Source organism: Nocardiopsis sp. NPDC055879 (assembly GCF_053615935.1).
In genome coordinates this window covers 59,240-86,124 of sequence record NZ_JBSHCT010000010.1, presented here as the reverse complement: position 1 = coordinate 86,124, position 26,885 = coordinate 59,240, and the positions used below count along the sequence as shown (strand labels likewise).

The following is a 26,885-nucleotide window of genomic DNA, read 5'->3' as shown; positions in this document are numbered from 1 at the left end:
GGTAACGATCGTCTCCTGATTCGTCACATGCGGGGAACCCGAGTGGCCCGGGACTCGGTCGTGGTGGCCGGCCTCGACGGCCACCACGACCCCTCACCGGTCAGGCCTCCAGGTCGTCCGCCACCACACGTAGTACCTGGGCGACCCTGCCCGCCTCGCGCTTGTCGGGGTGTCGGCCCCGCCGGTAGTTGTTGGAGACGTTCTCCAGGAGTTTGATGAGGTCCTCGGTGATGACCACCATCTCGTCGGGCTTCTTGCGCCGCGCCTTGGCCACGGAGTGCTGGGTCTCCAGTAGCTGCACCTGCAGCGCCTGCGCGCCCTTACGCCCCTCCGCCACACCGAACTCGACCCGTTGACCGGGGCGCAGTGAGGTGGTGCCGGAGGGCAGGGCTGTGGAATGGACGAAGACCTCACCGCCGTCGTCCCGGGTGAGAAAGCCGAAACCCTTGTCGCCGTCGTACCACTTGACCTTGCCGGTGGGCACGGTAGTGACCTCATGCTTTCACTGGCGGGCGACGCGAGGGCGTGGAAAGCGGTGCCGTCCACCCTTTCCCCACCCCGGCGACCCCTGGTTTCCATAGTTGGGGTCAAGGCTAGTACCCGCGTACTCGCCAAGGCGAGAGGGAATTGTGCGTGGCCGGAGTAGGGGGAGGAAGTGGCGGCCGGACATGAGAACGAGGCCCGGATACGGCTCACCCGGGCCTCGTGGATGTCGACGTCGCCCCCGTCACCGCTGGGTGCGGAGTGTGGGACGGGACTCGGCGGAATCGGGGACTCCGTCGACGGGTCGGTGCCCGAGCTGGCGGCCGGACCACCCGACGTGACCGCCATGTAGCGAAAACGGCGGTATATGGACCTGACTACCCGAGATGTCGACCGTGGATGCTCCGTAACGGGCCGACCGGAAAAGGTATTCCCCAGGATTTGCCAAGCGATGACCGGCGGGGACGGGTCCGGGGCGATGGCTCCCGGCTCGGTCGGTCGCCCGGTTCGGTCAGCCTCCGGCCCGGTCGGCGGCCCGAGCGGAGCGGGCGGCCTTGGGGAAGAGGTAGAGCACGCATACGAGGGAGGCGATGCCCAGGGCCGGAACCCCGGTCGAGGGCAGGGCCTGCTGGATGTAGAGGTCGACGAACTTCGCGTCACCGTCCCACAGGGCCACCCCGACCACACAGGCCAGGAGCGGAAACCCCACCCCGACCCACTTCTCACGGGCCCCCCACACATGGCTGAGCAGCAGGAGCGCGGCTCCGAGCACCCACACGAAGGCCGCGTCCCACCACACGCCGGCGAGCACGAACACGCCGAGCGCGACCGCTTCGGGGGTGTGGTGGCGGACCAGGAGAAGGCCGTTGCGCATCGTCCCGGACCTGCGGCGCCTGGTCCGACCGTCCATCCGCAACTCGGTCTGACCGGGGCCCTCCAGCAGGGACATGAAGCCTTGGCTGGGGCCACCGCGCCAGGGCGGCGGGGGTCGATCCGCGTGCCTGGGTCTGGCCGGGATCATCTCGTCGTCCTCAAGGTCGAAGGCCTCCCCGGTCAACTCCTCCCGAACGAGGTGTTCCGGGGCTCCGAAGCCACGAAGGATCCGCCGCACGGTGTCGACGTCGTCGCCGGCCGCCCCTCTGCGCTCGTCGATACGCGCGCGCAGAGCCGTCAGATAGGCGGTCCGTTCCTTCGCCGAGACACGACCGTACAGCGCGAGTCCGACCTCGGAGAGATAGTCGAGTACCAATTGTTCCGAGCGCTGGGTCATGGCCCCATATTGGCCCACATTGACCTGCCTTTTAACCCCTCCCCACCGATTTTCGGCCGGCGAATTCCCCCTGGAATCGGCCCGAGGCGGTGTGATCACGGTGTCGCGGGGGCCTGTTGGTGAGGCGGTGCGATCCAAGGAGCAAGATCGCTTAGCGTTGAAACCGATGACGCACAACGCACGGCCAGAGTCCTCAAGCGACAGCCCCGACGATTCGACGTCGGGGCGTCCCCCCACGTTCACGTCCTGGCTGCGATCCCGCTCCGACGAGGAACTCACCGCCCTCCTGCGGGGCCGCCCCGACCTGGGTCGCCCGGTCCCGGCGGACATCGGGGCGCTGGCCCACCGTGCGACCTCGCGCAACGCGACGCTGCGCGCCCTGGAACGACTGGACCGGTTCACGCTCCAGGTGTTGGAGTCCGTGGTCGCCCTGGGCGACGACCGCCTGTCGGAACCGGTCGGCGCGCTCCCCTCCGACCTCGCGCACGGACTCGGGTTCACCCCCGCCGACACGCTCGGAACGGAACCTCTCGACACCGCCCTGGACGCCCTACGGTCCCTGGCCCTGATCTGGCCCGACCGGGGCCGACTGCGCCCGGTGCAGGTCCTGCGCGAGCTACTGCCGCACCCCGCACGCTTGGGCCCGCCCGCGCGGGTTCCGCTGGCGGCCCTGCCGCACGGGGCGGTCAAACGTCTGGCCGACGACCTGGTCCCCCACTCCACCGCCGGGTCGCCGGTGGAGTCGGTCGCCACCGCCCTGTCCGACCCCGACCGGGTACGCGCCCTCGTCGAACAGGTCGACGCCTCCGCCCGTCGACTGCTGGACAGTCTCACCTGGGGGCCGCCCAACGGCACCGTCACGGACGCCCGACGAGAGGTCTCCCTCGCCACGGCGTCCTCACCGGTGGATTCCCTCATCGCCCGTGGCCTGCTCCTGCCCACCGGCGACGACACGCTGACGCTGCCGCGCGAGGTCGGGCTGTTCCTTCGTTCGGGGGTGCTGTTCCAGGACGTCGGCACCGCACCGCCCGACTTCGAAGGGCGTTCCGTCGATCCCGACACGGTCTCCCGCGCCGCCGCGGGGCAGGCCTTCGTGGTGCTGCGCGCCATCGAGGAGCTCTTGGAACGCTGGTCCCAGGAACCCGCCGCGGTGCTGCGTAACGGGGGGTTGGGCGTGCGCGACCTGCGCCGCGCCGCCCAGGGCATGGACACCGACGACACGACCGCCGCCCTGTTCCTGGAGACGGCCCACGCCGCCGGGCTGCTCGCCACCGACGACCGACTGTCCGGGGAATGGTTGCCCACCCGCGAGTACGACCTGTGGCGGGAGAGTCCTCCGGAACGTCGCTGGTCGCGTTTGGCGCGGGCCTGGGCGGATTCGGACCGGGTGCCCTCCCTGGCCGGATCGCAGGACTCCGGTGGGCGCTCGCACAACGTGCTCGGCCCGGGACTCGCACGCCCGGCCGCGCCGCAGGTTCGCCGTGACGTGCTGACCGAACTCGCGTCGGCCGCTCCGGGGAGCGTCCCGGAGGCCGACTCCCTGAGGGCCCGTCTGGCCTGGCGGTATCCCCGCCGCCAGTCGCCCCTGTACACCGAACTGGTCGAGGCGACGGTGGCCGAGGCGGCCACTCTGGGCCTGACCGGAATGGGCGCCCTCGCCGCCCACACCCGCCCGTGGCTCTCCGGCGACGAGGACGCCTCCGCGGCACTCCTGGCCACCGAGTTGCCCCAGCCGCTGGACTACGTGCTGGTGCAGGGCGACATGACCGCGGTGGCCCCGGGTCCGTTGGTGACCCAACTGGCGCGCGAACTCGCCTTGACCGCGGACGTGGAGTCCACCGGCGGTGCCACGGTCTACCGCTTCACCGAGTCATCCGTGCGCCGGGCGCTGGACGCCGGACGCGGGGTCGCCGACCTCACCGCGATGCTGGAACGCCACTCGCGTACGCCCTTGCCCCAGGCACTGCGTTACCTGATCTCGGACGTGGGGCGCAGGCACGGCAGACTGCGCGCCGGGTCCGCCACCAGCTATCTGCGTTGCGACGAGCCCGCCCTGCTCACCGAACTGGTCGGCGACCGTCGGGCCACCGATCTGGAACTGGTGCTCCTGGCCCCCACCGTCGTGGTCAGCGGGCTCACCCGCGCCGCCCTGACGGAGCGCTTGGACCGACTCGGTTACCACCCGGTGGCCGAGAGCGGAGACGGGACCATCCGATTGAGTCGGCCCGAGGTACGCCGCGCCGAACCGGACGGGCTCCCCGTCCGCGAGCACGCGGGCGATCCGGAACTCGCCCGCGCCGCCGTCCGCGCGCTGCGCGCCGGGGACGAGGCCACGAACGTCGCACGGATTCCGGTGGAGCTGCCGGAGAACGACGGCCCGGCGGCGCGCGTGAACGCGCTCGTCGAGGTGCTCGAACGGGTCCTGGCCGATGAGCGACGGGTGTGGATCGGCTACACCGACACCGACGGCCGCCAGGTCAGCCGGATCGTCGTGCCCACCCGCGTGGACGGGGGTTTCCTCACCGCCTACGACACCACCCGTGACGCCGTGCACCGGTTCGCGCTCCACCGGGTCACCGGCGTCGCCGAACTCTCCCCCGACCCCTGACCCCTGACCCCCATCCCACTCACGCTCCGAACCACACGGACTAGAGTGGCCCTGTCGACCACCAACGGCGAGAGACACCCCGAATGAGCAACGCTTCGCTGCCCCCCGGAGCCTCTTCCCCCCGTGACCGGGGGCGGGAGGACCGCGAACACGTGGGACGGGACCGGGCGCCCGAAAGGGAACGCGACGAGGACCGCTCCACGTCCTCCTCGCCCGTCGCGGGCGGAGGCGCCAACAGTTCCACCATGGCGCTGATCCTGCACCTGGTGACGGCGTTGTGCTGCGCCAACTGGATCTTCGGCATCGCGGGGATCACCTTCGCGGTCCGAGCGGCGCACGCCCGGGACCGGGGCCGTCCGGACCAGGCCGAGGTCCTGACCCGCTACTCCTGGTACTGCCTGGGCGCCGCGGCGGTGATGTTCTTCGTGATGGCGGTGTTGACGTTCGTCATGTTCACGCAGGCGGGCGACTGGATCCAGGGCATCGTCGATGTGACGCAGTACTGACCGCCGGTTGGCGGAACCGAGAGCCTGCGTTCCGCGTCCGAACCGATGAGGGCGGGTATGCGAGCAAGGGACCGGACCCGACATTTCCGCCTTTGGACCAGGGAGGCACGGTAGGCCTTGCGCAGCGACCGGAGCGATCCTCGCGCCTTCTGGGAACGAGGACAGGGCACCACGTCCCACGTGGCGGCCACACGCCGACGCCCCATGCGTCCCGTGGGCGCCGCGCCCACGGGGACCTCACCCTCACCGACGACGCCTCCCGCCACCGGCTCGCCGAACGTCTCGGAGCCACTATCGGCCCCGGCGGCCCCGGGCCCTTCCGGCCCCCCTGCCAGGGTCGGCGGAGCCGTCGCCGCGCTGGTCGTCGCCGGGCTCACACTGATCGTCCCGGCGCTCGGTCTCTCACTCGGGTTGTGGTTCTTCGTGCTCGTCGCCAACGTCCCGGGCATCGTGCTCGGGATCATGGCCCTGCGCAAGATCCCCGACGCGGTCCAGGTGGAGAGGTACATCCGCTACACCTGGGCCTGTAACTTCGCTTACGTGGCGCTGTCCGTGGTCTTCGTGGTCCCCGTGATCGTCTTCGCGGCCCTGGCCATGCTTCTCGGATTCTGACCGCCCCTTCCCCCGGCTCCCGGCATGGAGCCCGAACCCCTAAGGCACGGCATGTACGACGACAGGAACCAGGGCCCGCCGGAAGGCGACAACACGGGTGGTTACTCCGCTTCCGATCCGTACGGCGGTCCAGGGTACGGACCGGGTTACGGGCCGCCCCCGCCCGGCCCGTACCAGGCCCCTTACCAGGACCCCTACATGGCGCAGCAGCCCGCCTATCCGCCCCCGCCGCCGCAGGCGTACCCGGCCTACCCGATGTACCCGGTGCCGTTGGCGAAGGGCGGCGCGATCGGCGCGCTGGTCACGTCGATCCTCCTGGTGATCTCCTGCTACGGGATCTTCGCCGCGATCGGACTCATCTTCTCGATCATGGCGGTCAGTGAGACGGTCGACCAGGAGAGGGTCTCCCGTTTCACCCGCTACGCCTGGATCGCCAACGGCGTGGTCATAGGTCTCCTGGTGCTGTTCTTCGGGTTCATCATCACCGTGATCGCCATCGATGCCTGACGGGCATGTTCGGGCGGTCTCCGGTGTTGCACCGTAGGCCACCCCTCTCACCGCGCTTCGGAAGGTCCCTGCGTGTCCTGTTTGATCGTCCAGTCCGACAAGACCCTCCTCCTCGAAATCGACCACGAACAGGCCGGCGAGTGCCGCCGGACCATCGCCCCGTTCGCGGAGCTGGAGCGTGCGCCCGAGCACGTGCACACCTACCGGATCACCCCGCTGGCCCTGTGGAACGCGCGGGCCGCCGGGCACGACGCCGAGCAGGTCGTGGACGCCCTCATCCGATTCTCCAAGTTCCCGGTGCCGCATTCGCTGCTCGTGGACATCGCCGAGACGATGGGGCGGTACGGGCGTCTGAAGCTGGTCGGAGACCCTCGGAACGGTCTGGTCCTGGAGTCCTCCGATCGCGCGGTCCTGGAGGAGGTCGTCCGGGCCAAGAAGCTCAAGGGGATGCTGGGCGAACGACTGAGCGAGGACTCCGTCTCGGTGCACCCGAGCGAGCGCGGCAACCTCAAGCAGGCGCTGCTGAAGATCGGTTGGCCCGCCGAGGACCTGGCCGGATACGTCGACGGTGAGAAGCACCCGATCGACCTGGCCGACGGCGACTGGGACCTGCGCGGCTACCAGCGGGAGGCCGCCGAGAGCTTCCACGCCGGCGGATCCGGTGTGGTGGTGCTGCCATGCGGAGCGGGCAAGACGATCGTGGGCGCGGCGGCCATGGCGATGACCGGCAAGACCACGCTCATCCTGGTGACGAACACGGTCTCGGTGCACCAGTGGAAGGCGGAGCTGCTGCGCCGCACCTCCCTCACCGAGGACGAGATCGGCGAGTACTCGGGCACCAAGAAGGAGATCCGCCCGGTCACCATCGCCACCTACCAGGTGATGGCCTCGCGCAAGAAGGGCGTGTACACGCACCTGGAGCTGTTCGACGCTCGCGACTGGGGCCTGGTCGTCTACGACGAGGTGCACCTGTTGCCCGCGCCGATCTTCCGGATGACCGCCGACCTGCAGGCCCGGCGGCGCCTCGGACTGACCGCGACCCTGGTCCGTGAGGACGGCCGCGAGGGTGACGTGTTCTCCCTGATCGGCCCCAAGCGCTACGACGCCCCATGGAAGGACATGGAGAACCAGGGGTGGATCGCCCCGGCGGACTGCGTGGAGGTCCGGGTGGACCTGACCGAGTCCGAGCGGCTGGCGTACGCGACCGCCGAACCGGAGGACCGGTACCGGTTCTGCGCCTCCACGGAGTCCAAGACGTCGGTCGTGCGCGAGATCGTGGATCGCCACCCCGAGGACCAGGTGTTGGTGATCGGCTCCTACATCGACCAGTTGGACGAACTCGGGGAGCGGTTGGGCGCCCCGGTGATCAAGGGCGAGACCCGCAACAAGGAACGCGAGCGGCTGTACGACGCGTTCCGCTCCGGTGAGCTGCGCACCCTGGTGGTGTCCAAGGTCGCGAACTTCTCGATCGACCTGCCCGAGGCGGGTGTGGCGGTACAGGTGTCGGGTTCCTTCGGTTCCCGGCAGGAGGAGGCCCAGCGGCTGGGCCGGGTCCTGCGCCCCAAGACGGACGGCCGGACCGCCCGCTTCTACGCGGTGGTCGCCCGCGACACCCTGGATCAGGACTACGCCGCCCACCGGCAGCGGTTCCTGGCCGAGCAAGGGTACGCCTACCGGATCGCCGACGCCGGTGACCTGCTCGCCGGCGAGGAGATCTGATCACGCCACCGGCGAGGCGGAAGGCGCAGGACTACAGGGAGGGCAGGCCGCCCATCACGTAGGTTCCCGCGGCGATCCCCCAGGCCACGAGGGAGTAGCTGAGGGTTCGGGTGCGCAGCAGTCGGTCCCCGCGCACGGAGGGCGCCGTGAAGGCGGCCACCAGCAGGGCCAGGCCGAGCAGCGCGGGGATCACCGAGGCCAGCGCGAAGAGCTGGGACTGGGCGGCGCACGCGGAGTAGCCGGCACTGCCGGGATCACCACAGAACACGTCGTCCCCCGATCGGATCGTTCAAGCGAGCGTATTCCTTCGACCGTACCGTTTCGGCGATGTCGGATCGCCGCCGACTCCGACCGGATCCCGCCCCCATCAGGCGATGCGCGTGGAACCCGGGTCTCCGGTGACCTGGACCACCCCCAGGGGTTTACACGGAAGGTTCTCGTGTCCAATCATGAGTGCGACCCCACCCCCCACGGAGGTATGCGACATGGCCACGACGATCCCCGACAGACCCCGGCGCGACGGCTTCCACTCACTGCGCGGCGGCGGCCTGAACTGGGACTCGCTTCCCCTCAAGCTGTTCGTCAAGGGCAACGCGAAGTTCTGGAACCCGACCGACATCGACCTGGAACAGGACGCCGAGGACTGGAAGAGGCTCGACGACGAGGCCAGGACCCGGATCCTACGGCTGTGCTCGCTCTTCGTCGCCGGAGAGGAGGCCGTCACCGAGGACATCCAGCCGTTCCTGCGCGCCATGGCCGCGGAGGGCCGTCTGGGCGACGAGATGTACCTGACCCAGTTCGCGTTCGAGGAGGCCAAGCACGTCCAGGCCTTCCGCCTGTGGTTGGACGCGCTCGGGGTCCACGACGACCTGCACGGGTTCGTCGACAAGAACCCCGGCTACCGGGCGCTGTTCTACGAGGAACTCCCCCGGTCCCTGGAGGCGCTCCTGGACGACCCGAGCCCGCGCAACCAGGTGCGCGCCTCGGTCACCTACAACCACATCATCGAGGGTTCCCTCGCGCTGACCGGCTACTACGCCTGGAACCACGTGTGCACCGTGCGCGGGATCTTCCCGGGGATGCGGCGGATCATCCGCCGGATCGGCGACGACGAGCGCCGCCACATGGCTTGGGGAACCTTCACCTGTCGGCGCCACGTGGCCGCCGACGACCGCAATTGGGACGTGGTGAGCGAACGCCTCGAAGAACTGTTGCCCCACGTGCTGGGCACCGTCGAACGGGGCGACACCCCCTCCGACGATCCTGAGACGCAGCGGTACGAGCTGCCTCCCGGCAAACTGCTCGACTACGCCGCCGACCGGGCGACCCGACGATTGGGCGCCATCGAGTCCGCCCGGGGGATCCCGGTGGCCCGAATCGACCTGGACGCCTCCCCCGAAGCCCTGGAGGAACGCTTCGGCGAGGAGGACCGCGCCGCCATGGCCGCCCTGGAGGGGTGAACGGCCTGGGCCGCGCGGGGCGGGTGGGCCCGAGGCCGGGCCCGCCGGGTCACTTGCCCTCCTTCAGGACCAGGTCGATGACGATGGCGGCGGCCACCACCAGCGTGCCCAGGGGCTGGGGCAGCGACGGGTAGCGCTGGTGCAGCGCGTAGCTGTCGGCCGAGGTGAACATCTCCCCCAGGTCGGGCATACGACGGTCCACACGGGCGATCTCGTGGTCGGCGTGGTCCTTGAGCCGGAAGTCCATACCGATGAAGTCGCCCTCGATACCGCCGACCACCCGCTTCCAGGGGTCCATCAGGGTGAACTTGGAGCCGAAGAACTTCAGGTCCTGTTCGATGGTCCCCACCGGCCGGCCGTCCGGCAGGTTCACGCTGGTGGAGGCGGTCATCCAGGACCAGTGCTTCTGGATGACGAGCCCGGTCCGTCCGTACATGTCGTTGACGTGCACGCGCCGTTCGAACCCACCGGTGTCGCGGGACAGGGCCCGGAGCACCTGCATGCCGCCGTCGGCTCCCTGTTCGCGCACCTGCGCGATGGGGCGGCCGTAGGCGTCGTACACCTCGTAGTCGGAGACGTCGACCATGAAGCGCTTGGGCTGGCGTACCACCAGGGGGTTCGCGTTGAAGATGTCCATGGGCAGGGATCCTAGACGTCGTCCTCGACGCGCCAGAGTTCGCGTCGGCCCCTTTCGGCCTCCAACGCGATCCGGCCGAACGGCTCTCGGTACCACTCTCCGCCGTCCTGGTGGTCGGCGTAGAGCACCTCGCCCTCGCGGGACATCACGTACATCGAGTCGACCAGACGGTGGGTCTCCAGGAACTCGATGCTGTTGGGAACACCAAGGTAGAAGCGGTCATGGTGGATCTTCGGCAACCATCGGCCGAAACCCTGGTCGCGGGTGGCACGGGCGTGCCGGTCCACGATCGCGAAACCGCTGTTGGAGGAATGGGTGGCCACGAACGCCACCTCGACCCGGTAACCGGCCTCCTTGAAGCCCGAGACCCAGGAGGCGGCCCAGTCGGCGCGACCCAAGGGGTGGCTGCACACGACGTCGTAGCGTCCGCGTCGAACGTGTTCCATGGCCCGCCGGTGCAGGGCACCGACCTGCTTGGACACGGAGTTGGAGGCGAACTTGTCGTCGGCGCTCATGGCCCATTCGTAGTCGGGCGACAGGCGCAGCAGGTCGTCCCCGTCGTAGCCGACCGTGCCCTCCGGCAGGACCGGCAGGAGCAGGCGTTGGAGGGTGGACTTGCCCGAGCCCGGCTGGCCGCCGAACAGCAGCAGTCGCGGGTGCTCGCGCGGGGTCCCGGTAAGCCGATCCCGCAGGGCCAGGTCGAACAGGGAATCCAGCGTTTCCTCGGACAGCTCACGCAGGTCGTCCGGGGTGGAACCGGCGGGCGCTCGCACCGGTGCGCCGCGCAGCTCGGCGATGGCACCGGGCAGGACGGCACAGGCCCGGTCGACCTCCTCCGACGTCAGGAACGGCAGGCGTGCTTCCTCCGCCAGGAGAAGGGCGGCGCGTTCGACCAGTCCCGGGTCGTCCTCCCCCCGGGCCAGGCAGGCGCCGATGGCCGCGCTGTAGAGGTTGTAGGCGCGTTCGACGGCCTGACGTCGCTCGGCGGACTGGGGTGGGACGCCGCCGCTGGAGCTCTCCGAGAGCAGTGGAGCGACCCGCGTCAGGGGAGTCCCACCGACGGGGTCGGGGCCGAGGCCGGGTTCGGTTCCAGTGCTGGAGGGGGTCATGTACGTCCGATCTCTGCCGTGGCACGCCTCCGTGGGACGCGCGAGTGGGCTACCGCCGGCACCCCGGATTTTAGTGCTTCGCGTCACCTCGGGTCGGCGAACGGCCCGGTTCCCGTCCGGCCTAAAGTGGCCACATGTCTTCGACCTCCTTCACCGCCGAAGCGCCCGTCGTCATCGAGGCGCTCTCTTGGGTCCACGTACGTGACGGACGCCTGTTGTGCGTTCGCCCGGAGGACCGGGACCGGCTGTACCTGCCCGGCGGCAAGCGCGATCCGGGTGAGACGGATGAGCAGGCCGTGGCGCGCGAGGCGTTGGAGGAGGTCGGCGCGGTGTTGCGCCCCGGCACGTTCCAACGCGTGGCGGTGATCGACCAGGAGGCGCACGGTCAGGCACCGGGGACCCGCGTGGAACTGGTGTGCTACACCGCCGAGCACGACGGGGAGCTCGTCGCCGACAACGAGATCACCGAGCTGGAGTGGATCGGCCACGCCGAACGTGAGCGGTGCGCCCCCGCCGTCCGCGACCTGGTGGGACTGCTCCACGCCCGCGGCCTGGTCACCTGACCGTTTCCGCCACGGGGTCGGGGGCCCTCCCCGACCAGGAACCGGTGTCGCGCAGCAGCAGCATCGCGACGGTCACCCCGAGCACGAACGGGAGCAGGAAGACGGTCCCCATGACCGTGTCCAGGCCCCGCACCTCGAACAGTTCCCAGCTCAACAGGGCCTGGGCCGCGATCTGGAAGGCCAGGTGGAATCCCACACAGGCCCAGACGTTCGCGGCGACCACCCGGATGCAGCCGAGCACCAGGCCCATGCCCAGGAACAGCGGCAGACGTTCGGCCAACACCTCCCAGCCACCGCCGAGCACCCACAGACCCGTGCCGAACAGGGTGAACAGCGCCGCCTGGGCCACCACCGCGAGCCAGGCGGGCATCGCGGTCTCCAGGTTGCGGAACAGGTATCCCCGGAAGATCAGTTCCTCCGGCAGGGCCTCGTAGAGCAGCACCAGGACCGTCAGTACGGCCAGGGAGAACACGATCTCGCCGGCGGGGGCGCTGGGGCTGATCGAAGCACCCAGGGCGAGGGCGACCCCCAGCCCCACCGACGCGGGCAGCAGCCAGGAGAGCGCGCCCACGAGCAACGGCCGCCAGGCCTCACGGACCCCGGTCAGACCCAGACCGCTCCACGGGCGTCGGTCCAGGAAACGGCGGGCCGCCCAGACCATGGGCAGCGCCAGGACGGTGACGAACAAGGCGTTCATCCAGTGGGCGAGGTTGCCGCCACCGCCGGGTCGCAAGGGCAGTAGCTCGTTGAGCGCCGAGAGCGAGTACCAGATCAGCACGGACCCCGCCATGACGGCGAGGATCCGCAGGGGGAGGTTCGGGCGAGGGATGTCGTCGACACGGACTTCCTGGGGGCTGGTTTCGTCCATGTCCGCATCCTTCCCCTCCCACCGCGGCCGGCGACATCCGGAATCACCCGGAAACCTCCCTGACCCCGCCGGCGTGACGCATTCCCTGGTCCACACGTACCGAAGGGACCAGGTGTACCATTGGTTCCATGAGCGAAATGCAGGTGGAGACCATCCGTCAAGTACGCGATCACATCGCCGACGTCGTTGACCGAGCGGATCGCGAAGACTCGCCGACAGTGATCACCAGACGCGGAAGAGAGGTGGCAGCGGTTGTACCCATCGACCTCCTGCGTCGATACCAGCAATTCGAAGAGCAGGAAATCATGCGCATGGTCCGGGAACGTATGAGCAATCCTGCGCAGGGGATCCCGATGGAAGAAGTCATGGCGGAGATCTTGGACGGTCCCGAGTGAACTATCGGACGATCTTTCGCCCGGAAGCCCGTTCAGAACTTCGCAAACTTCCGCGCAATATAGCCATGGCGGTATTCCGTAAGCTCACTGAACTAGAGCACGACCCCCTGGGTTACGGAACCACGGCATTGGTCGGAAACCCGGAGGTGCGGCGTCTCAGGGTGGGCGACTATCGAGTCGTCTACACGGTGGAAGACGAAGAACTCGTCGTCTGGGTGGTGCACGTCGGGCACCGGTCCACGGTGTACGACTGATCTAGCGCGGGCCACTCATCCTGGACGCGAAAAATCGGTGGCCGCCTTCGGTTCCCCTGGTTAGAGTCCTTGAACGTGCGCCACTTGCCTCAGCCCCCGGGCACCCCCGACCACCGCTCGGCCGACCACTACCTGCTCTGGCTGGCCCGGCGGGAGTGGGGTTCCCTGCTGTGGTCCTCGTCGATCGCCTCGGTCTACGTCCTGGGCACGATCCTGGTTTCCTACCTGCTCGGTGCCGCCCTGGACTCGGACCTGGCCGCCGGTGACCTCGGTTCCCTGCTGTACTGGTTCACCCTCATCGCGCTGTGCTCCCTGGTGACAGCCGCCTTGGTCGCCCCCCTGTTCGAACGGGCCGCCTGCTTCAACTGGTACGCCTCCGCCTACCGCACGGTGCAGTCGGTCACCCGCCACTCCTCCCGACTCGGCCCGACCCTCACCCGCCGTCTTCCCACCGGCGAGGTCGTGGCGGTCGGCACCGACGACATCGATCACATCGGCGGCTTCTTCGAACGCTCCAACCTGATGGTCTCCTCCGTGGTCTCGGTGCTGATGGTCGGTTTCCTGATGTTGACCTCGCACGTCACCTTCGGGCTGATCTCGCTGATCGCGGTACCGGTGATCGTCGTCGGCATGAGCCCGCTGCTACGGCCGCTCAACCGTCGTACGCGCACCCACCGGGATCGGCAGGCCGACCTGACCACCAGGGCCACCGACCTGGTCGCCGGACTACGGGTCCTGCGCGGAGTGGGCGGCGAACGTTCGGTGGGCGAACGCTACCGGGCCGAGTCCCAGCGGGTGCGCGCCGCCGGGGTCCGTGTCGGATGGATGGACGCGGCCCTGGAGGCCGTCCGCACCCTCTATCCGGGGCTGCTGTTGGTGGGGATCGTCTGGTACGGCGCGCGACTGGCGTTGGTCGGCGAGATCACCGTGGGACAACTCGTCGCCTTCTACGGATACACCGGTGCCCTGGCCACGGCCGTGCGCTTCTTCATGCGCTTCTTCTCCGACCTGGTGACCGCCCGGGTGGCGGCCTCGCGGGTGGTCCGGGTCCTGAGCCTGGACCACGACCTGCCCGATCCCCGGACCCCCGCGCCGTTCCCCGACGGCCCCTGCGACCTGTACGACCCCGACAGTGGGGTACGGCTCGTCCACGGACGTGTCACCGGGGTCGTCTGCGCCGACCACTCCGACACGGCCACCCTCGTCGAACGGTTGGGGCGCTACCGCGACGACGGCGAGGGAGCCGTCTTGGTCGGCGATCGTTCCGTCCGGCTGCGCGACCTCCCACTGCGGGAGGTACGCCATCGCGTCCTGGTCGCCGGCAACGACGCCCACCTGTTCTCCGGCCGGTTGCGCGACGAACTCGACCCCCGAGGTGCCCGCACCGACGAGGAACTGACCGCGATGATCCGGGCCGCCGCGGCCGAGGACGTGCTCGCCCAGTCCCCGAGGGGCTTCGACGCGAAGCTCACCGAACGCGGCCGTGAGTACTCCGGCGGCCAACAGCAACGGCTTCGGCTCACCCGCGCCCTGCTCATGGACCCCGAGGTGTTGTTGCTGGTCGAACCCACCTCCGCGGTCGACGCCCATTCCCAGGCGGCCATCGCCGAACGTCTCGTCGAGGCCCGCCTCGGTCGCACCACCGGGGTGGTCACCACCAACCCGCTGCTGCTCGACCGCACCGACCACGTCCAGTTCGTCGAGGCCGGCCGCGTGGTGGCCGAGGGGTCCCACCGGGACCTTCTCCACCTGGACGCCTACGCCGCGACCGTCCTGCGCGCGACGGGGGAGACGACGGAGGAGAAGGTATGACCCGCATCGACGAACCCCCGTCCTCACCCGGGCCGATGTTCGATGGGCCGCCCACCGCGCCGATCGAACCGACGGCGCTGCCCGTCGCACCCGTTTCGGCGGTATGGGTGCGGTTGCGCCGAGCCGGCCGCGAACACGGCCCGCTGCTGTTCCTCGTGGTGGTTCTGTACGCCCTGGCCACCGCTTCGGCGCTGGTCGCCCCCTGGATGCTCGGGATGATCGTGGACGCCGTTCGCGAGGGCGCCGCACCGGCGCACGTGGACGTCATGGCCCTGCTGATCGTGGTCTCCCTCCTGGTCAACGCCGCTCTGCTGCTCGGAGCGGTGTCACAGTCGATCCGTTTCGGTGAGGGGCTGCTGGCCGAACTGCGCGAGGAGTTCGTGCACGCGGTCTTGAGGCTGCCGCTCGGCACCGTGGAACGCGCCGGCACCGGTGACCTGGTCTCCCGTACGGGGCGCGACATCAACTCGCTCAGCACCATGGTGCGCCGATCGGTACCGGTGATCGCCACCGGTCTGACGACGGTGCTGGTCATCCTGGCGGCCCAGGCCGTGTTGCACCCGGCCCTCCTCCTCGCGTGGGTTCCGTCCGCCCTGCTCATCTGGGTGTCCTCCCGTTGGTACGCCCGCCGGGCGGCGGACGGCTACCTCGCCGAGATGGGTACGTACTCGCGGCTGACCCAGGGTGTGTCCGACACGGTGGAGGGCGCGCACACCCTGGAGGCGCTGGGCCGCCAGGAGTGGCAGGACCTGCGCACCGACGCCGACGTTCGACGCGCCTACGCCGCCGAGAGGTACACGCTGTGGCTGCGCTGCGTGTGGTACCCGCCGCTGGAGTTCTCCTATCTGTTCGCCGCGGCCACGACGTTCCTGGTCTCGGGGTTGCTGTTCACCCAGGGCGAACTGTCCCTGGGGCAGATCGCCACGGCCGTCTTCCTGACCGTGCAGATGTCCAGGCCCCTGGAACACATGATCGACCAGGTCGACAACGTGATGGTGGGCTTCACCGCGCTACGTCGGCTGTTGGGCGTACGGTTCGCCACCGAGGAGACCTGTCCCGGGGCGGGGACCGAGCCCCGCGATCCCGGAACCGTGTCGATCCGCGACGTCCGGTTCGGCTACGCCTCCGGTACCGACGTGCTGCACGGCGTGGACCTGGACCTGCGTCCGGGCGAGAGGTTGGCCATGGTGGGGCCCAGTGGCGCGGGCAAGTCCACCCTCGGCAAGCTGCTGGCCGGGACGTATCTCCCGGGGTCGGGCAGTGTGCGCGTCGGCGGGGTGGACCTGGCGTCCCTGACCCCCGAGGAACGTCGCGAGCGGGTGATCCTGCTCAGCCAGGAGAGCCACGTGTTCCGCGGCACCATCGCCGACAACCTCGCGTTGGCCCTCGACGAGAAGGACAGCGACCGCGCCCGTCTGTGGCACGCCCTGGAGGCGGTCGACGCCGACGCCTGGGTGCGTTCCCTACCGGAGGGCCTGGACACGAGGGTGGGTTCGGGGCAGGACGCCCTCGACCCGGCCCACGTGCAACAACTCGCCCTGGCCCGGGTCATGCTCGCCGATCCTCAGGTCCTGGTGCTGGATGAGGCCACGTCCCTGATCGACCCCCGCTCCGCCCGCGACCTGGAGCGTTCCCTGGCCGTTGTGCTGTCCGGCCGCACCGTGGTCGCGATCGCCCACCGCCTGTACACCGCCCACGACGCCGATCGCGTCGCGGTGGTCGAACACGGAACGGTCGCCGAACTCGGATCCCACGAGGAGTTGCTGGATCGAGGAGGTTCGTACGCCCGGCTGTGGCACGCCTGGCACGGCGACGCCTAGGTTCGCGAACTCACGAAGGCCACTGGTCCGGGCGAGGGAACCGGGAGGTGTCGATCTCCAGGTCGAAGGGCTCCGGAAGCCGGATCTTCTCGCCGAAGTCCACGGTGGTGGCGTGGTTGTAGCGACCGTTTCCAGGCTGTTCGTACAACGTGACAGAAGGTCCGGTCTCGTCCCAGGCGTCGACCAGCAGGTAGAGCGGAACAGGGGCGTGCGCGTAGCCCCACAGCTTCTTCTTACGGTCGATGTCCATACTGCTCTTGGAGACGATCTCGACCACCAGTTCGGCCCCGTCGGCCGGGTTGGGGGTCTGTCCGGGATCGAGAACGACCGATTCCGGCATAACCACCAGATCAGGCACGTAGAGCCGCTCAATGGCGGGGATCTGGATTCCCAGCGTCTGATACACGTCCCAGTCATCCGGAAGAACCCCGTTCAGCGCACGGTTCACCCGCCCCGCGATGAAGTTGTGGGGGTCGGATGGGGGCGCCACGAGCAAGATTCCGTTGTCGTCAACGATCTCGGCCCGCCAGCCGTCGGGCACGTCCAGTTCCTTCCAGGTGCTCAGGGCGTGGTCCCATCGCGACATCCCCGTCGCCGGAACGGTCTCCGTCATCGCCGGACTCATCTCGATCGCACCTCCGGACAGGAAGCTAGCGCCTTGCGCGCCTGTCCACCCGACACTTCGCACGATAACCCCGACGGGCGCGGAAAAACATTGGACGAGCCCGTCCGGGCGAAGGACACTGCTCGGATGACCTCCCCGGCGTTCCCTCCCATGCACCGCGACCTCGACTTCAACGGTCCCCTCTCCGACGAGCGGGCCACGCGTCTGATCCACTCGCTCGGCCCCTTGGAGGGGCGCCACGTCGTGGACCTGGGCTGTGGCTGGGCCGAACTCCTCCTTCGCACCCTGGCCACCGAGCCGGAGGCCACCGGCTTCGGTATCGACCTCGGGGAGGAGAACATCCGGCATGGTCGGGCCGGCGCCGAGGCCAGGGGGCTGGCCGGCCGGGTGGAACTGGAGGTCGGGGACGTCGGTGCGTGGAAGGGCGAAGCCTCCGACGTGGTGTTCAACGTGGGCGCCACCCATGTGTGGGGTGGTGACCCCGTCACGCACACCGGGAACGCGCTCTCCGCCCTGGCCGACCTGACCCGCCCGGGCGGCCGGGTGCTGTTCGGTGAGTGCTACTGGAAGCGTCCGCCCACCGAGGAGGAGATCACCGCGATGGAGGTGGTCCCCCGTGACCAGTACCGGTCATTGCCCGACCTGGTCGACTTCGCGCTCTCCCATGGTTTCCGGCTGTACTCCCTGTCGGAGGCCACGGTGGACGAGTGGGACCACTTCGAGAACGGCAACGCGTGGGGCATGGAGGACTGGATCCGGGACAACCCCCACTCCCCCGACTTCGACGAGGTCGTCCGGCGCACCGACGCCCACCGGCGACTCCGTCTGCATGGTCGGGCTGTGCTCGGCTTCGCCTACCTGACCCTCCTGCGGGTCTGAGAAGGGTTGTCCACGGGTTCTCCGGGCGCCGGTTGCGCGCGCGTCCCGGCGCACGCATGATCGTTTCCGGGGGCCGGCCGGTTCCCCGGGGGAGGAGGCTTATGGACACGCGGGCACTCGCCGACGACGCCCGACGGTCGGGGATCGAGGGGTTCTCGGCGGGCGCGATCGTCCACCGGGACTTCGGGCGGGAGATCCTCCTGCTGCGCCGTCGCGACGACGAGACCTCCTTCCCAGGGGCGGAGAGTCTGCCCTCGGGTGGAGTGGAACCGGGCGAGACCCTCCTCGGCGGGTTGGCCCGGGAACTGCACGAGGAGATCGGCACGCCCGTGGGCGCCCCACTCCTGTTGGAGCCCTTCGTGAGCTGGTTCGACTACGACTCACGGCACGGCGAGCGCAAACGCCAGTTCACGTTCGCGCGACCACATGACGGCACACCCGTGCGGTTGTCGCAGGAGCACACGGACTTTCGGTGGTTCCCGGCCGAGAAGCACTCCGACAGCGATCTCACCCCGCAGGTGAAGGCCGCGGTCCGGGAGTGGCTCGACCACCGCGACACTCTCACCTGAGGCCCCGGAAACAGCGAAACCGGGCGGCCCCGTGAAGGGCCGCCCGGTCGTCGCGGGCGAGGTCGCGTATCCGGACCTCGGACTCCTGAACCTCTTAGAAGTCCATGCCGCCCATGCCACCGGTCGGGTCGCCGGCGGGAGCCGCGGCCTTCTCCGGCTTCTCGGCGATGACGGCCTCGGTCGTCAGGAACAGACCGGCGATCGAGGACGCGTTCTGCAGAGCGGAACGGGTGACCTTGGTCGGGTCGATGACGCCGTCCTTGAACAGGTCGGTGTACTCACCGGAAGCGGCGTTCAGACCGAAGCCGGGCTCCAGGTTCCTGACCTTCTCGGCCACGACGCCGCCCTCAAGGCCGGCGTTGATCGCGATCTGCTTGAGCGGCTCGGCGATGGCGCGGCGGACGATGTCGGCGCCGATGGCCTCGTCACCCTCCAGCTCCAGCTTCTCGAAGGCGGGGACACTGGCCTGCAGCAGCGCGACGCCACCACCGGGCAGGATGCCCTCTTCGACGGCCGCCTTGGCGTTGCGGACGGCGTCCTCGATGCGGTGCTTGCGCTCCTTGAGCTCCACCTCGGTGGCGGCACCGGCCTTGATGACGGCCACGCCGCCGGCCAGACGGGCGAGACGCTCCTGGAGCTTCTCGCGGTCGTAGTCGGAGTCGGTGCGCTCGATCTCGTTGCGGATCTCGTTCACGCGACCGGCGATGGCGGTGGCGTCACCGGCACCGTCGACGATGGTGGTCTCGTCCTTGGTGACGACGACCTTGCGGGCGCGACCCAGCATGTCGAGCTCGGTGCTCTCCAGCTTGAGGCCGACCTCCTCGGTGACGACCTGGCCGCCGGTCAGGACGGCGATGTCGCCGAGCTGAGCCTTGCGACGGTCACCGAAGCCCGGAGCCTTGACGGCGACGGACTTGAAGGTGCCGCGGATCTTGTTGACCACCAGGGTCTGCAGGGCGCCGTCGGCGACGTCCTCGGCGATGACCATCAGCGGACGACCGGCCTGCAGGACCTTCTCGACAACGGGCAGGAACTCGTTGTTGTTGGAGATCTTGGAGTTGACGATGAGGATGTAGGGGTCCTCAAGGACCGTCTCCATGCGCTCAAGGTCGGTGGCGAAGTAGGGCGAGATGTAGCCCTTGTCGAAGCGCATGCCCTCGGCGAGCTCCAGCTCGAGCCCGAAGGTCTGCCCCTCCTCGACGGTGATGACGCCTTCCTTGCCGACCTTGTCCATGGCCTCGGCGATGCTCTCGCCGATCTGGTCGTCGCCGGCGGAGATCGAGGCGGTGGAGGCGATCTGCTCCTTGGTCTCGATGTCCTTGGAGAGGTTGCCGAGCTCCTCGTTGATGCGAGCCACGGCGACCTCGATGCCGCGCTTGAGGCCGACCGGGTTGGCGCCGGCGGCGACGTTGCGCAGACCCTCGCGTACGAGGGCCTGGGCCAGGACGGTGGCGGTGGTCGTACCGTCACCGGCGACGTCGTCCGTCTTCTTGGCGACCTCCTTGACCAGCTCGGCCCCGATCTTCTCCCAGGGGTCCTCGAGCTCGATCTCCTTGGCGATGGAGACACCGTCGTTGGTGATCGTGGGGGCGCCCCACTTCTTCTCCAGGACGACGTTGCGGCCCTTCGGGCCGAGGGTGACCTTCACGGCGTCCGCGAGCTGGTTCATGCCACGCTCGAGGCCGCGACGGGCCTCCTCGTCGAACGCGATCAGTTTGGCTGCCATTGAGTTCTTGTCCTCCCGTGACCGGGCTGATACGCGATGGGACGAGGCGTGCGCCCGCGACGGACGACCGTGGTCGATCCGGCAACCCTGCTGCCGGAGGCCCACGATCTCGCAGCCTCGATCCGATTAGCACTCGGCCATGCTGAGTGCTAACCACTCATCTTTTTAGCACTCGGCCTTGGAGAGTGCAAACGATGTGGTCACGATTTCCATGACCTCGAAAACACCCATCACCTGCGATGACGTGCCCGAACCGGGGCATTTGAGCGTTGGGCGAACAGATGGTGACACCTGGACCCGGTGGCGACTCCGTCGCTCCCTCATCCGGGAAGGTCCGGGTGAGCACCCACCGTCACCGATCGGTTCGGCTCAGGTGTTCATCCGTCGCATCGCACGCGATCCCACGGCCAGGGCCAGGACGGTCATCGCGAGCGCCATGGCCCAACCGACCAGGACCGTGGTGTCCCAGGGACCACCGCCGAACAGCACCCGGGCGGCGTCCACCACGTGCGCGATCGGGTTGAGCCTGGACAGCGTGTACAGCCACCCGGGCGCCAGTTCCATCGGCAACAGCACCCCGGACAGCAGGAGCAGCGGCATCATCACGGTCTGGATGATCGGCGCGAACACGTAGGTCTGCTTGGCCGCCAGCGCCGCCAGGGAGGACAGCGTGGACAGCCCGATGCCGAGGACCGCCAACAGGGCGACACCGGACAGGGCCCCGACCGGTGTGGTGCGGAAGCCCAACGGCACCACCACCACGAGGATCAGCAGGATCTGTGCCACCACGACCACCATCTCCCGCAGGACCCGGCCGAGCAGCAGGGGCACCCGGCCCGCCGGCGTGGCCAGGAGGCGTTCATGCGCCCCCGACGCCATCTCCGGAAGCAGCCCGAACCCGGAGAACCCGGCCGAGAACAGCGCCATCATCACCAGCAGCCCGGGGACGAACCACTGCCAGGGATTCTCGCCCTCGACCCCGGCCAGCCCGCCCAACAGGGGTGCGAACAGCACCAGGTAGAGCAGGGGTTGCAGCATCCCGAAGGCGATCAGGTGGGGCCGGTACAGCATCGGGCGGATCTGGCGGGCGAACACGATCCCGGTGTCGCGCACGAATCCGGGCACGGCGGGTCGCCGGATCGCCGATCCGGTGGTGGCCCGGCTCATCGCCCCTCCTCGCGCAGACTGCGGCCGGTCAGCGTCAGGAAGACGTCGTCCAGGGTGGGCCGCTGCACTTGGACGCTGCTCGGCTGGACACCGGACTCGTCGAGTGCGCGCAGCAACCCGGGCAGGAAGGCGTCCCCGCGTTCGACCCGTAGGGCCACCTCCGCGCCGCTCGCTTCCACCTCGGTGACCTCGGGCACCGCTCCGTCGCTCAGGGTCGCGGCCACTTCCGCGGCCTTCTCCGCCAGGTGCGTCTCGTCGAGGGTGAACCGGATCAGGTCCCCGGAGACGCGCCCCTTGAGTTCGTCGGGGGTGCCGTCGGCGATCAGGCGACCGTGGTCGATGACCAGCACCCGTTCCGCCGCGTTGTCGGCCTCCTCCAGGTAGTGGGTGGTGAGCACGACGGTGGTGCCGTACTCCGACCGAAGCCGGGCCACGTGTTCCCACAGGTCGGCGCGGCTCTGCGGGTCCAGCCCGGTGGAGGGCTCGTCGAGGAAGAGCAGGCCGGGTCGGTGGATGAGTCCCATGGCGATGTCGAGCCTGCGTCGTTGACCGCCGGAGAGGGTGGTCGTCTCACGGTCGGCGACCGCGGTGAGGTCGAGCATCTCCAGGAGTTCGTCGGTGCGGGACCGGGCGGTGCGTCGGTCCAGGCCGTAGAGCCGCCCTTGGTAGTGGAGTTCGTCGCGGGCGCGCTGGTCATCGGCCCCGCTGTGTCCCTGCCCGACGAAGCCGATCCGGCGTCGCACCTCGGCGGGCTCGGCGCGCACGTCGTGTCCGGCGACCACGGCGGTACCCGAGGTGGGTTCGAGCAGTGTGGTGAGCATGCGCAGGGTGGTGCTCTTGCCGGCTCCGTTGGGTCCCAGGAGCGCCACGAGTTCTCCTTCGACCACTTCCATGTCGACTCCGCGTACGGCTTCGACGGTGTCCTTGCCGACCCGGAAGTCCCGGGTCAGCTCGTGTGTTCGGATCACGCGATCCTCCTATTAAAATTTGAATACACGGATCAGGATGCACTACCGAAGCCAGATACTCAAGTTTTAATACTCAGGCCCGAGTGGCCCGAGGCGAAGCCGCATGGGGGCCGGCGGTCAGGAGGGCCGAGCGGGCCCGGTGGCCGGATTGCCGAAGGCGTCGGGCGATTCGTCGGCCATCACGTACTCCCCCGCCTCCAGTTCCCCGAGGAGCCGTCGGGTCCACTCGGCCCCCGCCTCGACGGTGATGTGCCACAGTCGGAAGAGTTCACGCACGTGGGCGGGCTTGCCCCATTCCGCCGCCGAGGAGTCGATCGCCGCCGCCGTCTCGGCGTTGCTCTTCTCCAACGCGACCAACCGCTCTCGCAGGGCCTCGATCACCTCCGCCCGAGGCAGGCAGGGCATCAGGGTGACCCCGGCGTACAACAGGGCGTGGTCGTCGCCGGCGTGGCGCAGTGCCCCCCGCAACAGCCGGCGGAACTCCACCTCGCCCTCCTCGGTGAGCTCGTAGGAGGTGCGGTCGGTGATCTCATCGCCCGGGGACACGAACTCACGGAGTTTTCCCTGCTCGGACAGCTTGCGCAGGGCGTGGTAGATCGACCCCCACTTCACGTTGGCCCATTCCTTGGCTCCCCAGTCCATGAGGTCACGGCCCACGCGGTAGCCGTGCGTCCCCCCGTGGACGCGCACCACACCGAGCACCAACAACCGTGTCGCCGACATCGCCACCCTCGTCCCGGAAGAAACCTCCTCCCAGGTTATGAGGCCCGCGGAGAAGAAGTGAGGGGGCGGACGCGTCGAGCGCCCGCCCCCTCATCGTTCCTACGGTCAGCAGCCCCCGGCGACCGCGGGGATGATCGACACCTGCTGACCGGCCCTGACCTCGGTCTGCAGGCCCTTCTCGAAACGCACGTCCTCGTCACCGACGTAGACGTTCACGAAACGGCGCACCTTGCCGTTGTCGTCGAGGATGCGGGCCCGGATACCCGGGTGGTTGGCCTCCAGGTCGTCGAGGATCTCGGCGAGGGTGGCGCCCTCGGCGGTGACCTCGGAGGCGTCGTCGGTGTAGGTGCGCAGGATGGTGGGGACGCGGACGCTGGCGCTCATGTGCGGATCTCCTGGTGAGTGCGGTGGTGGGTGGTGGCGCGTGGCCGGACGATCAGACCAGGCCCTGGGCCTTGAACGCGTCGAGGGAGGGCTTGATGGTGGCCGTGACGCCGGAGTCGACGGCGTTGAGGGTCTTGAGCCCGTCACCGGTGTTGACGATGACGGTCTCGGCCTCGGGGTCGATCCGGCCCTCGCGGACCAGCTTGCGCAGGACGCCGGTGGTCACACCGCCCGCTGTCTCGGCGAAGATGCCCTCGGTACGGGCCAGCAGCTTGATGGCGTCGACGATCTCGTCGTCGCCCACGTGCTCCACCGAACCACCGGTGCGCTCGGCGATGTCCAGGACGTATGGCCCGTCCGCCGGGTTGCCGATGGCCAGGGACTTGGCGATCGTGTCCGGCTTGACCGGCTGGATGACGTCGTGGCCGTTCTCCCACGCCTTGGCGACCGGGGAGCAGCCCGTGGCCTGCGCCCCGAACACCTTGTAGGGGCGGTCCTCGACCAGGCCGACCTTGATGAGCTCCTGGAAGCCCTTGTCGATCTTGGTGAGCTGGGAGCCGGAGGCGATCGGGACGACGATCTGCTCGGGCAGTCGCCAGCCGAGCTGCTCGGCGATCTCGTAGGCCAGCGTCTTGGAACCCTCGGCGTAGTAGGGCCGCAGGTTGACGTTGGTGAAGCCCCAGCTCTCACCGGCCTCGTCGCCGATGAGTTCGGAGCAGAAGCGGTTGACGTCGTCGTAGTTGCCGTCGATGGCCACGACCTTGCCGCCGTAGACGGCCGCCATGACGACCTTGCCCTCCTCCAGCCCGGCGGGGATGAACACGCACGACTCGAAGCCGGCCCGCGCGGCCGCGGCACCGACCGCGCCGGCGAGGTTCCCGGTGGAGGAACAGGACAGGGTGGTGAATCCGAATGTGCGGGCGGCCTCGACGGCGATCGCGACCACGCGGTCCTTGAAGGAGTGCGTGGGGTTGGCGGAGTCGTCCTTGACGTGCAGGGACTTCAGCCCGAGTTCGGCGGCGAGGCGGTCGGCCCCGACCAGGGGCGTGAAGCCGGGGTTCATGTTGGGCAGCTCGGCCACGTTCGTGGGGACCGGCAGGAGGGAGCGGTAGCGCCAGATGTTCTTGGGGCCGCTCTCGATCTCCTCGCGGGTGACGGTCCCGAAGTCGTAGGCGATCTCCAGGGGGCCGAAACAGAACTGACAGGCGAAGCTCGGCGAAAGTTCATAACGCTCGCCGCACTCTCGACAGGAAAGGGCGGTTCCGGGGCCGAAGGCGCGGACAGCGGTGGGTTCAGCGGCGGCGATCGCCATGGCGAGGTGTCTCCCCTCATCTTCCCTGGTGGCCACCTTGGCCCCAGGCCGGAGTTGGCACCTGCCTCGACCGGTACGCGATGGTGCGTCCACATGTCGAGATGGTTGCCGGGGCTTCGTAGGGCCGGTCCCTCCACCCCTCTGGATGAGCAATATGAAGTTGTGGCTTCTCCGCTCGGAGAACGCACCGTCACTGTAACCGACGCCCTGACCGGTTTTCCATGCCGGGTGATCCGGATTACACCAAGCGTCTCGCTATTCGACACAGGATGAGACGACCCCGATCGGCGCCGCGTCGCGCGCGTGTCGTGCCCGTGGAGCGTGATGATCCTCCCCGTTGACCAGGGGTGGGTTTGGGGCCCGGGCGCTCCGGCGAGACCTAGGGTGCGCCTCCGGATCGCCGGGGGTGCATCCACGACTTCCCCACCTTCCCACCGCGACACTCGTTCGCGCACTTGAGAGGACCTCACACGTGGACAAGGCACAGATCCTCATCGCCTCCAACAGAGGACCGGTCTCCTTCTCCACGACGGCCGACGGCTCCCTGGAGCACCGCAGGGGCGGCGGTGGACTGGTGTCGGGGATGAGTTCGGTGGCGACCGAGATCGACGCCCTGTGGGTGTGCGCGGGCCTGTCCGACGCCGACCGGCGCGCCGCGGCCGAGGCCCCGGAGGCCCGACTGGACCGGACGCACGACCTCGACGGCATGCGCGTCCACATGCTGGACATTCCGGAGGAGACTCTGGCCGGCGCCTACACCGAAGTGGCCAACTCGATCCTGTGGTTCGTGCAGCACATGTTGTACGACACCCCGAACAAGCCCTCCTTCGGTTCGGACTTCCGCAGGCGTTGGGAGGACTACTCCGCCTACAACAACGCCTTCGCCGAGGCCCTGGTGAGCGGGGCCTCGGACAACGCCCGCGTGGCCGTGCAGGACTACCACCTGGCCCTGGTGCCGCGCATTCTGCGCACCCGCCGCCCCGACCTGCGGATCGCGCACTTCTCGCACACCCCCTGGGCTCCCCCGGAGTACTTCCGGATGCTGCCGACCCATGTGGCCCGGGAACTGCTGGAGGGCATGCTCGGCGCCGACCGGCTCGGTTTCCACAGCCCTCGATGGGCCGAGGCCTTCCTGCGTTGCTGCGCCGAGATCCTGCGCGCCGACGTCGACCTCGGGCAGCGCACGGTGGAGTACGGCGGCCGCGTGGTCGAGGTGGGTGTGCACGCCTTGGGCGCGGACGCCGACGGGCTGCGGGAGAGCGCCTCGGAACCGGCCGTGGCCGAGCGCCGGCGGACACTGATCGACCTGGTCGGCGACACCAGGCTGATCGTGCGGGTGGACCGCACCGAGTTGTCCAAGAACATCGTGCGCGGCCTGGAGGCCTATCGGGAGCTCTTGAGGGCGCACCCGGAGTGGCGTGGGCGGGTCACGCACCTGGCGTTCGCCTACCCGAGCCGGGGCGACGTGCCCGAGTACCGGACCTACACCGACTCGGTGCTGCGGACGGCCAAGGAGATCAACGAGGAGTTCGCCACCCCCGAGTGGACGCCGGTGGTGCTGGAGGTCAACGACGACTACCCGCGGTCGCTGGCCTCGTTCCAGATCGCGGACGTGCTGCTGGTCAACCCGATCCGGGACGGGATGAACCTGGTCGCCAAGGAGGGCCCGGTGTTGTCCGAGCGCGACTCCGTCCTGGTGCTGTCCCGGGAGGCGGGCGCGGCCGACGAGTTGGGCGAGGACGCGCTGCTGGTCAACCCCTATGACACGGTGGAGACGGCGGAGGCGCTGCACGCGGCGTTGACGATGCCGGAGGCGGAGCGGAGCAAGCGTCGGGAGCGGCTGGCGGAGGCGGCGGTGGCGCTGCCGCCTCGTCGCTGGTTCCAGGACCAGATCCGTTCCCTGGGCTGA

At 69.1% G+C, this 26,885-nt stretch carries 27 protein-coding genes and 1 riboswitch; of the genes, 14 read left to right on the top strand and 13 right to left on the bottom strand.

Annotated elements, in window-relative coordinates; all coding sequences use genetic code 11:
- Positions 1 to 100 precede the first annotated feature (100 nt).
- Positions 101 to 484 (bottom strand): cold-shock protein, encoded by a 384-nt coding sequence (locus ACWGKS_RS13845; RefSeq protein ID WP_358516262.1) that lies wholly within the window; start codon positions 482 to 484, stop codon positions 101 to 103.
- 510 nt (positions 485 to 994) lie between these two features.
- Positions 995 to 1,753 carry a hypothetical protein gene (locus ACWGKS_RS13840; RefSeq protein WP_358516265.1) on the bottom strand — a complete coding sequence of 253 codons (759 nt, stop codon included), beginning with the start codon at positions 1,751 to 1,753 and terminating at the stop codon, positions 995 to 997.
- A 166-nt stretch (positions 1,754 to 1,919) separates the two neighbouring features.
- Between ACWGKS_RS13840 and ACWGKS_RS13835 the strand changes: the two genes are divergently transcribed.
- The 5 genes from ACWGKS_RS13835 to ACWGKS_RS13815 all read left to right on the top strand — a co-directional run bounded on the left by ACWGKS_RS13835 (position 1,920) and on the right by ACWGKS_RS13815 (position 7,705).
- The gene (locus ACWGKS_RS13835) at positions 1,920 to 4,361 is read left to right on the top strand and encodes a helicase-associated domain-containing protein (protein ID WP_358516268.1); all 2,442 of its coding nucleotides are present in this window, start codon (positions 1,920 to 1,922) and stop codon (positions 4,359 to 4,361) included.
- Positions 4,362 to 4,444: 83 nt separating this feature from the next.
- Positions 4,445 to 4,867, top strand: a complete 423-nt coding sequence (locus tag ACWGKS_RS13830) for a hypothetical protein (protein WP_452455484.1) — start codon at positions 4,445 to 4,447, stop codon at positions 4,865 to 4,867.
- 117 nt (positions 4,868 to 4,984) lie between these two features.
- Positions 4,985 to 5,479 carry a hypothetical protein gene (locus ACWGKS_RS13825; protein WP_358513710.1) on the top strand — a complete coding sequence of 165 codons (495 nt, stop codon included), beginning with the start codon at positions 4,985 to 4,987 and terminating at the stop codon, positions 5,477 to 5,479.
- Positions 5,480 to 5,530: 51 nt separating this feature from the next.
- Positions 5,531 to 5,986, top strand: coding sequence for a hypothetical protein (locus ACWGKS_RS13820; protein ID WP_452455483.1), 456 nt, complete (start codon positions 5,531 to 5,533; stop codon positions 5,984 to 5,986).
- 72 nt (positions 5,987 to 6,058) lie between these two features.
- Positions 6,059 to 7,705 (top strand): DNA repair helicase XPB, encoded by a 1,647-nt coding sequence (locus ACWGKS_RS13815; protein WP_358513714.1) that lies wholly within the window; start codon positions 6,059 to 6,061, stop codon positions 7,703 to 7,705.
- A gap of 31 nt (positions 7,706 to 7,736) precedes the next feature.
- Here the strand turns inward: ACWGKS_RS13815 and ACWGKS_RS13810 are convergent, their stop codons facing one another.
- Positions 7,737 to 7,973 (bottom strand): hypothetical protein, encoded by a 237-nt coding sequence (locus ACWGKS_RS13810; protein ID WP_358513716.1) that lies wholly within the window; start codon positions 7,971 to 7,973, stop codon positions 7,737 to 7,739.
- Positions 7,974 to 8,190: 217 nt separating this feature from the next.
- Between ACWGKS_RS13810 and ACWGKS_RS13805 the strand changes: the two genes are divergently transcribed.
- Entirely contained in the window at positions 8,191 to 9,165 is a 975-nt protein-coding gene (locus tag ACWGKS_RS13805) for a R2-like ligand-binding oxidase (protein WP_358513718.1), read from the top strand.
- A 49-nt stretch (positions 9,166 to 9,214) separates the two neighbouring features.
- Here ACWGKS_RS13805 and ACWGKS_RS13800 read toward each other — a convergent pair whose 3' ends face one another.
- Positions 9,215 to 9,802: an LURP-one-related/scramblase family protein gene (locus ACWGKS_RS13800; RefSeq protein WP_358513720.1), complete on the bottom strand. Its 588-nt coding sequence runs from the start codon at positions 9,800 to 9,802 to the stop codon at positions 9,215 to 9,217.
- 11 nt (positions 9,803 to 9,813) lie between these two features.
- A complete protein-coding gene (locus ACWGKS_RS13795) occupies positions 9,814 to 10,911 on the bottom strand; it encodes a zeta toxin family protein (protein ID WP_358513722.1) in 1,098 nt (365 codons plus the stop codon).
- 134 nt (positions 10,912 to 11,045) lie between these two features.
- Between ACWGKS_RS13795 and ACWGKS_RS13790 the strand changes: the two genes are divergently transcribed.
- The gene (locus tag ACWGKS_RS13790) at positions 11,046 to 11,474 is read left to right on the top strand and encodes an NUDIX hydrolase (RefSeq protein WP_358513724.1); all 429 of its coding nucleotides are present in this window, start codon (positions 11,046 to 11,048) and stop codon (positions 11,472 to 11,474) included.
- Here ACWGKS_RS13790 and ACWGKS_RS13785 read toward each other — a convergent pair.
- The gene (locus tag ACWGKS_RS13785) at positions 11,467 to 12,342 is read right to left on the bottom strand and encodes a CPBP family intramembrane glutamic endopeptidase (RefSeq protein ID WP_358513726.1); all 876 of its coding nucleotides are present in this window, start codon (positions 12,340 to 12,342) and stop codon (positions 11,467 to 11,469) included. The two genes, ACWGKS_RS13790 and ACWGKS_RS13785, sit on opposite strands and share 8 nt — an antisense overlap.
- A 128-nt stretch (positions 12,343 to 12,470) precedes the next feature.
- Here ACWGKS_RS13785 and ACWGKS_RS13780 point away from each other — a divergent pair, with 128 nt between their 5' ends.
- The 4 genes from ACWGKS_RS13780 (at position 12,471) to ACWGKS_RS13765 (ending at position 16,623) form a co-directional block, all read left to right on the top strand.
- Positions 12,471 to 12,737, top strand: a complete 267-nt coding sequence (locus ACWGKS_RS13780; RefSeq protein ID WP_358513728.1) for a type II toxin-antitoxin system Phd/YefM family antitoxin — start codon at positions 12,471 to 12,473, stop codon at positions 12,735 to 12,737.
- Complete coding sequence (locus tag ACWGKS_RS13775) at positions 12,734 to 12,991, top strand: type II toxin-antitoxin system RelE family toxin (RefSeq protein WP_358513730.1); 258 nt, start codon at positions 12,734 to 12,736, stop codon at positions 12,989 to 12,991. Before ACWGKS_RS13780 ends, ACWGKS_RS13775 begins: the two co-directional genes overlap by 4 nt.
- A 75-nt stretch (positions 12,992 to 13,066) precedes the next feature.
- A complete protein-coding gene (locus tag ACWGKS_RS13770) occupies positions 13,067 to 14,803 on the top strand; it encodes an ABC transporter ATP-binding protein (protein ID WP_358513732.1) in 1,737 nt (578 codons plus the stop codon).
- Positions 14,800 to 16,623, top strand: coding sequence for an ABC transporter ATP-binding protein (locus ACWGKS_RS13765; protein ID WP_452522768.1), 1,824 nt, complete (start codon positions 14,800 to 14,802; stop codon positions 16,621 to 16,623). The genes ACWGKS_RS13770 and ACWGKS_RS13765 overlap by 4 nt, the downstream gene beginning before the upstream one ends.
- Before the next feature lie 10 nt (positions 16,624 to 16,633).
- On the opposite strand, the gene ACWGKS_RS13760 is transcribed toward ACWGKS_RS13765, so the two are convergent.
- Positions 16,634 to 17,236, bottom strand: a complete 603-nt coding sequence (locus ACWGKS_RS13760; protein ID WP_358513734.1) for a Uma2 family endonuclease — start codon at positions 17,234 to 17,236, stop codon at positions 16,634 to 16,636.
- Positions 17,237 to 17,374: 138 nt separating this feature from the next.
- Here ACWGKS_RS13760 and ACWGKS_RS13755 point away from each other — a divergent pair, with 138 nt between their 5' ends.
- Positions 17,375 to 18,127, top strand: a complete 753-nt coding sequence (locus ACWGKS_RS13755) for an SAM-dependent methyltransferase (protein WP_358513736.1) — start codon at positions 17,375 to 17,377, stop codon at positions 18,125 to 18,127.
- A gap of 101 nt (positions 18,128 to 18,228) precedes the next feature.
- A complete protein-coding gene (locus ACWGKS_RS13750; RefSeq protein WP_358513738.1) occupies positions 18,229 to 18,696 on the top strand; it encodes an NUDIX hydrolase in 468 nt (155 codons plus the stop codon).
- 94 nt (positions 18,697 to 18,790) lie between these two features.
- Here the strand turns inward: ACWGKS_RS13750 and groL are convergent, their stop codons facing one another.
- From groL to thrC, 6 genes are all read right to left on the bottom strand, one after another.
- Entirely contained in the window at positions 18,791 to 20,422 is a 1,632-nt protein-coding gene (gene groL, locus ACWGKS_RS13745) for a chaperonin GroEL (RefSeq protein WP_358513740.1), read from the bottom strand.
- 369 nt (positions 20,423 to 20,791) lie between these two features.
- A complete protein-coding gene (locus ACWGKS_RS13740; RefSeq protein WP_358513742.1) occupies positions 20,792 to 21,589 on the bottom strand; it encodes an ABC transporter permease in 798 nt (265 codons plus the stop codon).
- Positions 21,586 to 22,557 (bottom strand): ATP-binding cassette domain-containing protein, encoded by a 972-nt coding sequence (locus ACWGKS_RS13735; RefSeq protein ID WP_358513743.1) that lies wholly within the window; start codon positions 22,555 to 22,557, stop codon positions 21,586 to 21,588. The genes ACWGKS_RS13740 and ACWGKS_RS13735 overlap by 4 nt, the downstream gene beginning before the upstream one ends.
- A 117-nt stretch (positions 22,558 to 22,674) precedes the next feature.
- The gene (locus tag ACWGKS_RS13730; protein WP_358513745.1) at positions 22,675 to 23,280 is read right to left on the bottom strand and encodes a PadR family transcriptional regulator; all 606 of its coding nucleotides are present in this window, start codon (positions 23,278 to 23,280) and stop codon (positions 22,675 to 22,677) included.
- A gap of 105 nt (positions 23,281 to 23,385) precedes the next feature.
- Positions 23,386 to 23,664 (bottom strand): ubiquitin-like small modifier protein 1, encoded by a 279-nt coding sequence (locus tag ACWGKS_RS13725; protein ID WP_358513747.1) that lies wholly within the window; start codon positions 23,662 to 23,664, stop codon positions 23,386 to 23,388.
- A gap of 52 nt (positions 23,665 to 23,716) precedes the next feature.
- Entirely contained in the window at positions 23,717 to 24,976 is a 1,260-nt protein-coding gene (gene thrC / locus ACWGKS_RS13720) for a threonine synthase (RefSeq protein WP_358513749.1), read from the bottom strand.
- 13 nt (positions 24,977 to 24,989) lie between these two features.
- A riboswitch (SAM riboswitch) is annotated at positions 24,990 to 25,128 on the bottom strand.
- Between the two features lie 320 nt (positions 25,129 to 25,448).
- Here thrC and ACWGKS_RS13715 point away from each other — a divergent pair.
- Entirely contained in the window at positions 25,449 to 26,885 is a 1,437-nt protein-coding gene (locus tag ACWGKS_RS13715) for an alpha,alpha-trehalose-phosphate synthase (UDP-forming) (protein WP_358513751.1), read from the top strand.

What these genes read in the sequence shown, in the direction of transcription:
- ACWGKS_RS13840 (WP_358516265.1), bottom strand. Translation starts at nt 1,753, where the DNA reads ATGACCCAGCGCTCGGAACAATTGGTACTCGACTATCTCTCCGAGGTC.
- ACWGKS_RS13835 (WP_358516268.1), top strand. Translation starts at nt 1,920, where the DNA reads ATGACGCACAACGCACGGCCAGAGTCCTCAAGCGACAGCCCCGACGAT.
- ACWGKS_RS13830 (WP_452455484.1), top strand. Translation starts at nt 4,445, where the DNA reads ATGAGCAACGCTTCGCTGCCCCCCGGAGCCTCTTCCCCCCGTGACCGG.
- ACWGKS_RS13820 (WP_452455483.1), top strand. Translation starts at nt 5,531, where the DNA reads ATGTACGACGACAGGAACCAGGGCCCGCCGGAAGGCGACAACACGGGT.
- ACWGKS_RS13805 (WP_358513718.1), top strand. Translation starts at nt 8,191, where the DNA reads ATGGCCACGACGATCCCCGACAGACCCCGGCGCGACGGCTTCCACTCA.
- ACWGKS_RS13800 (WP_358513720.1), bottom strand. Translation starts at nt 9,802, where the DNA reads ATGGACATCTTCAACGCGAACCCCCTGGTGGTACGCCAGCCCAAGCGC.
- ACWGKS_RS13795 (WP_358513722.1), bottom strand. Translation starts at nt 10,911, where the DNA reads ATGACCCCCTCCAGCACTGGAACCGAACCCGGCCTCGGCCCCGACCCC.
- ACWGKS_RS13790 (WP_358513724.1), top strand. Translation starts at nt 11,046, where the DNA reads ATGTCTTCGACCTCCTTCACCGCCGAAGCGCCCGTCGTCATCGAGGCG.
- ACWGKS_RS13785 (WP_358513726.1), bottom strand. Translation starts at nt 12,342, where the DNA reads ATGGACGAAACCAGCCCCCAGGAAGTCCGTGTCGACGACATCCCTCGC.
- ACWGKS_RS13780 (WP_358513728.1), top strand. Translation starts at nt 12,471, where the DNA reads ATGAGCGAAATGCAGGTGGAGACCATCCGTCAAGTACGCGATCACATC.
- ACWGKS_RS13765 (WP_452522768.1), top strand. Translation starts at nt 14,800, where the DNA reads ATGACCCGCATCGACGAACCCCCGTCCTCACCCGGGCCGATGTTCGAT.
- ACWGKS_RS13760 (WP_358513734.1), bottom strand. Translation starts at nt 17,236, where the DNA reads ATGACGGAGACCGTTCCGGCGACGGGGATGTCGCGATGGGACCACGCC.
- ACWGKS_RS13755 (WP_358513736.1), top strand. Translation starts at nt 17,375, where the DNA reads ATGACCTCCCCGGCGTTCCCTCCCATGCACCGCGACCTCGACTTCAAC.
- ACWGKS_RS13750 (WP_358513738.1), top strand. Translation starts at nt 18,229, where the DNA reads ATGGACACGCGGGCACTCGCCGACGACGCCCGACGGTCGGGGATCGAG.
- groL (WP_358513740.1), bottom strand. Translation starts at nt 20,422, where the DNA reads ATGGCAGCCAAACTGATCGCGTTCGACGAGGAGGCCCGTCGCGGCCTC.
- ACWGKS_RS13740 (WP_358513742.1), bottom strand. Translation starts at nt 21,589, where the DNA reads ATGAGCCGGGCCACCACCGGATCGGCGATCCGGCGACCCGCCGTGCCC.
- ACWGKS_RS13730 (WP_358513745.1), bottom strand. Translation starts at nt 23,280, where the DNA reads ATGTCGGCGACACGGTTGTTGGTGCTCGGTGTGGTGCGCGTCCACGGG.
- ACWGKS_RS13725 (WP_358513747.1), bottom strand. Translation starts at nt 23,664, where the DNA reads ATGAGCGCCAGCGTCCGCGTCCCCACCATCCTGCGCACCTACACCGAC.
- thrC (WP_358513749.1), bottom strand. Translation starts at nt 24,976, where the DNA reads ATGGCGATCGCCGCCGCTGAACCCACCGCTGTCCGCGCCTTCGGCCCC.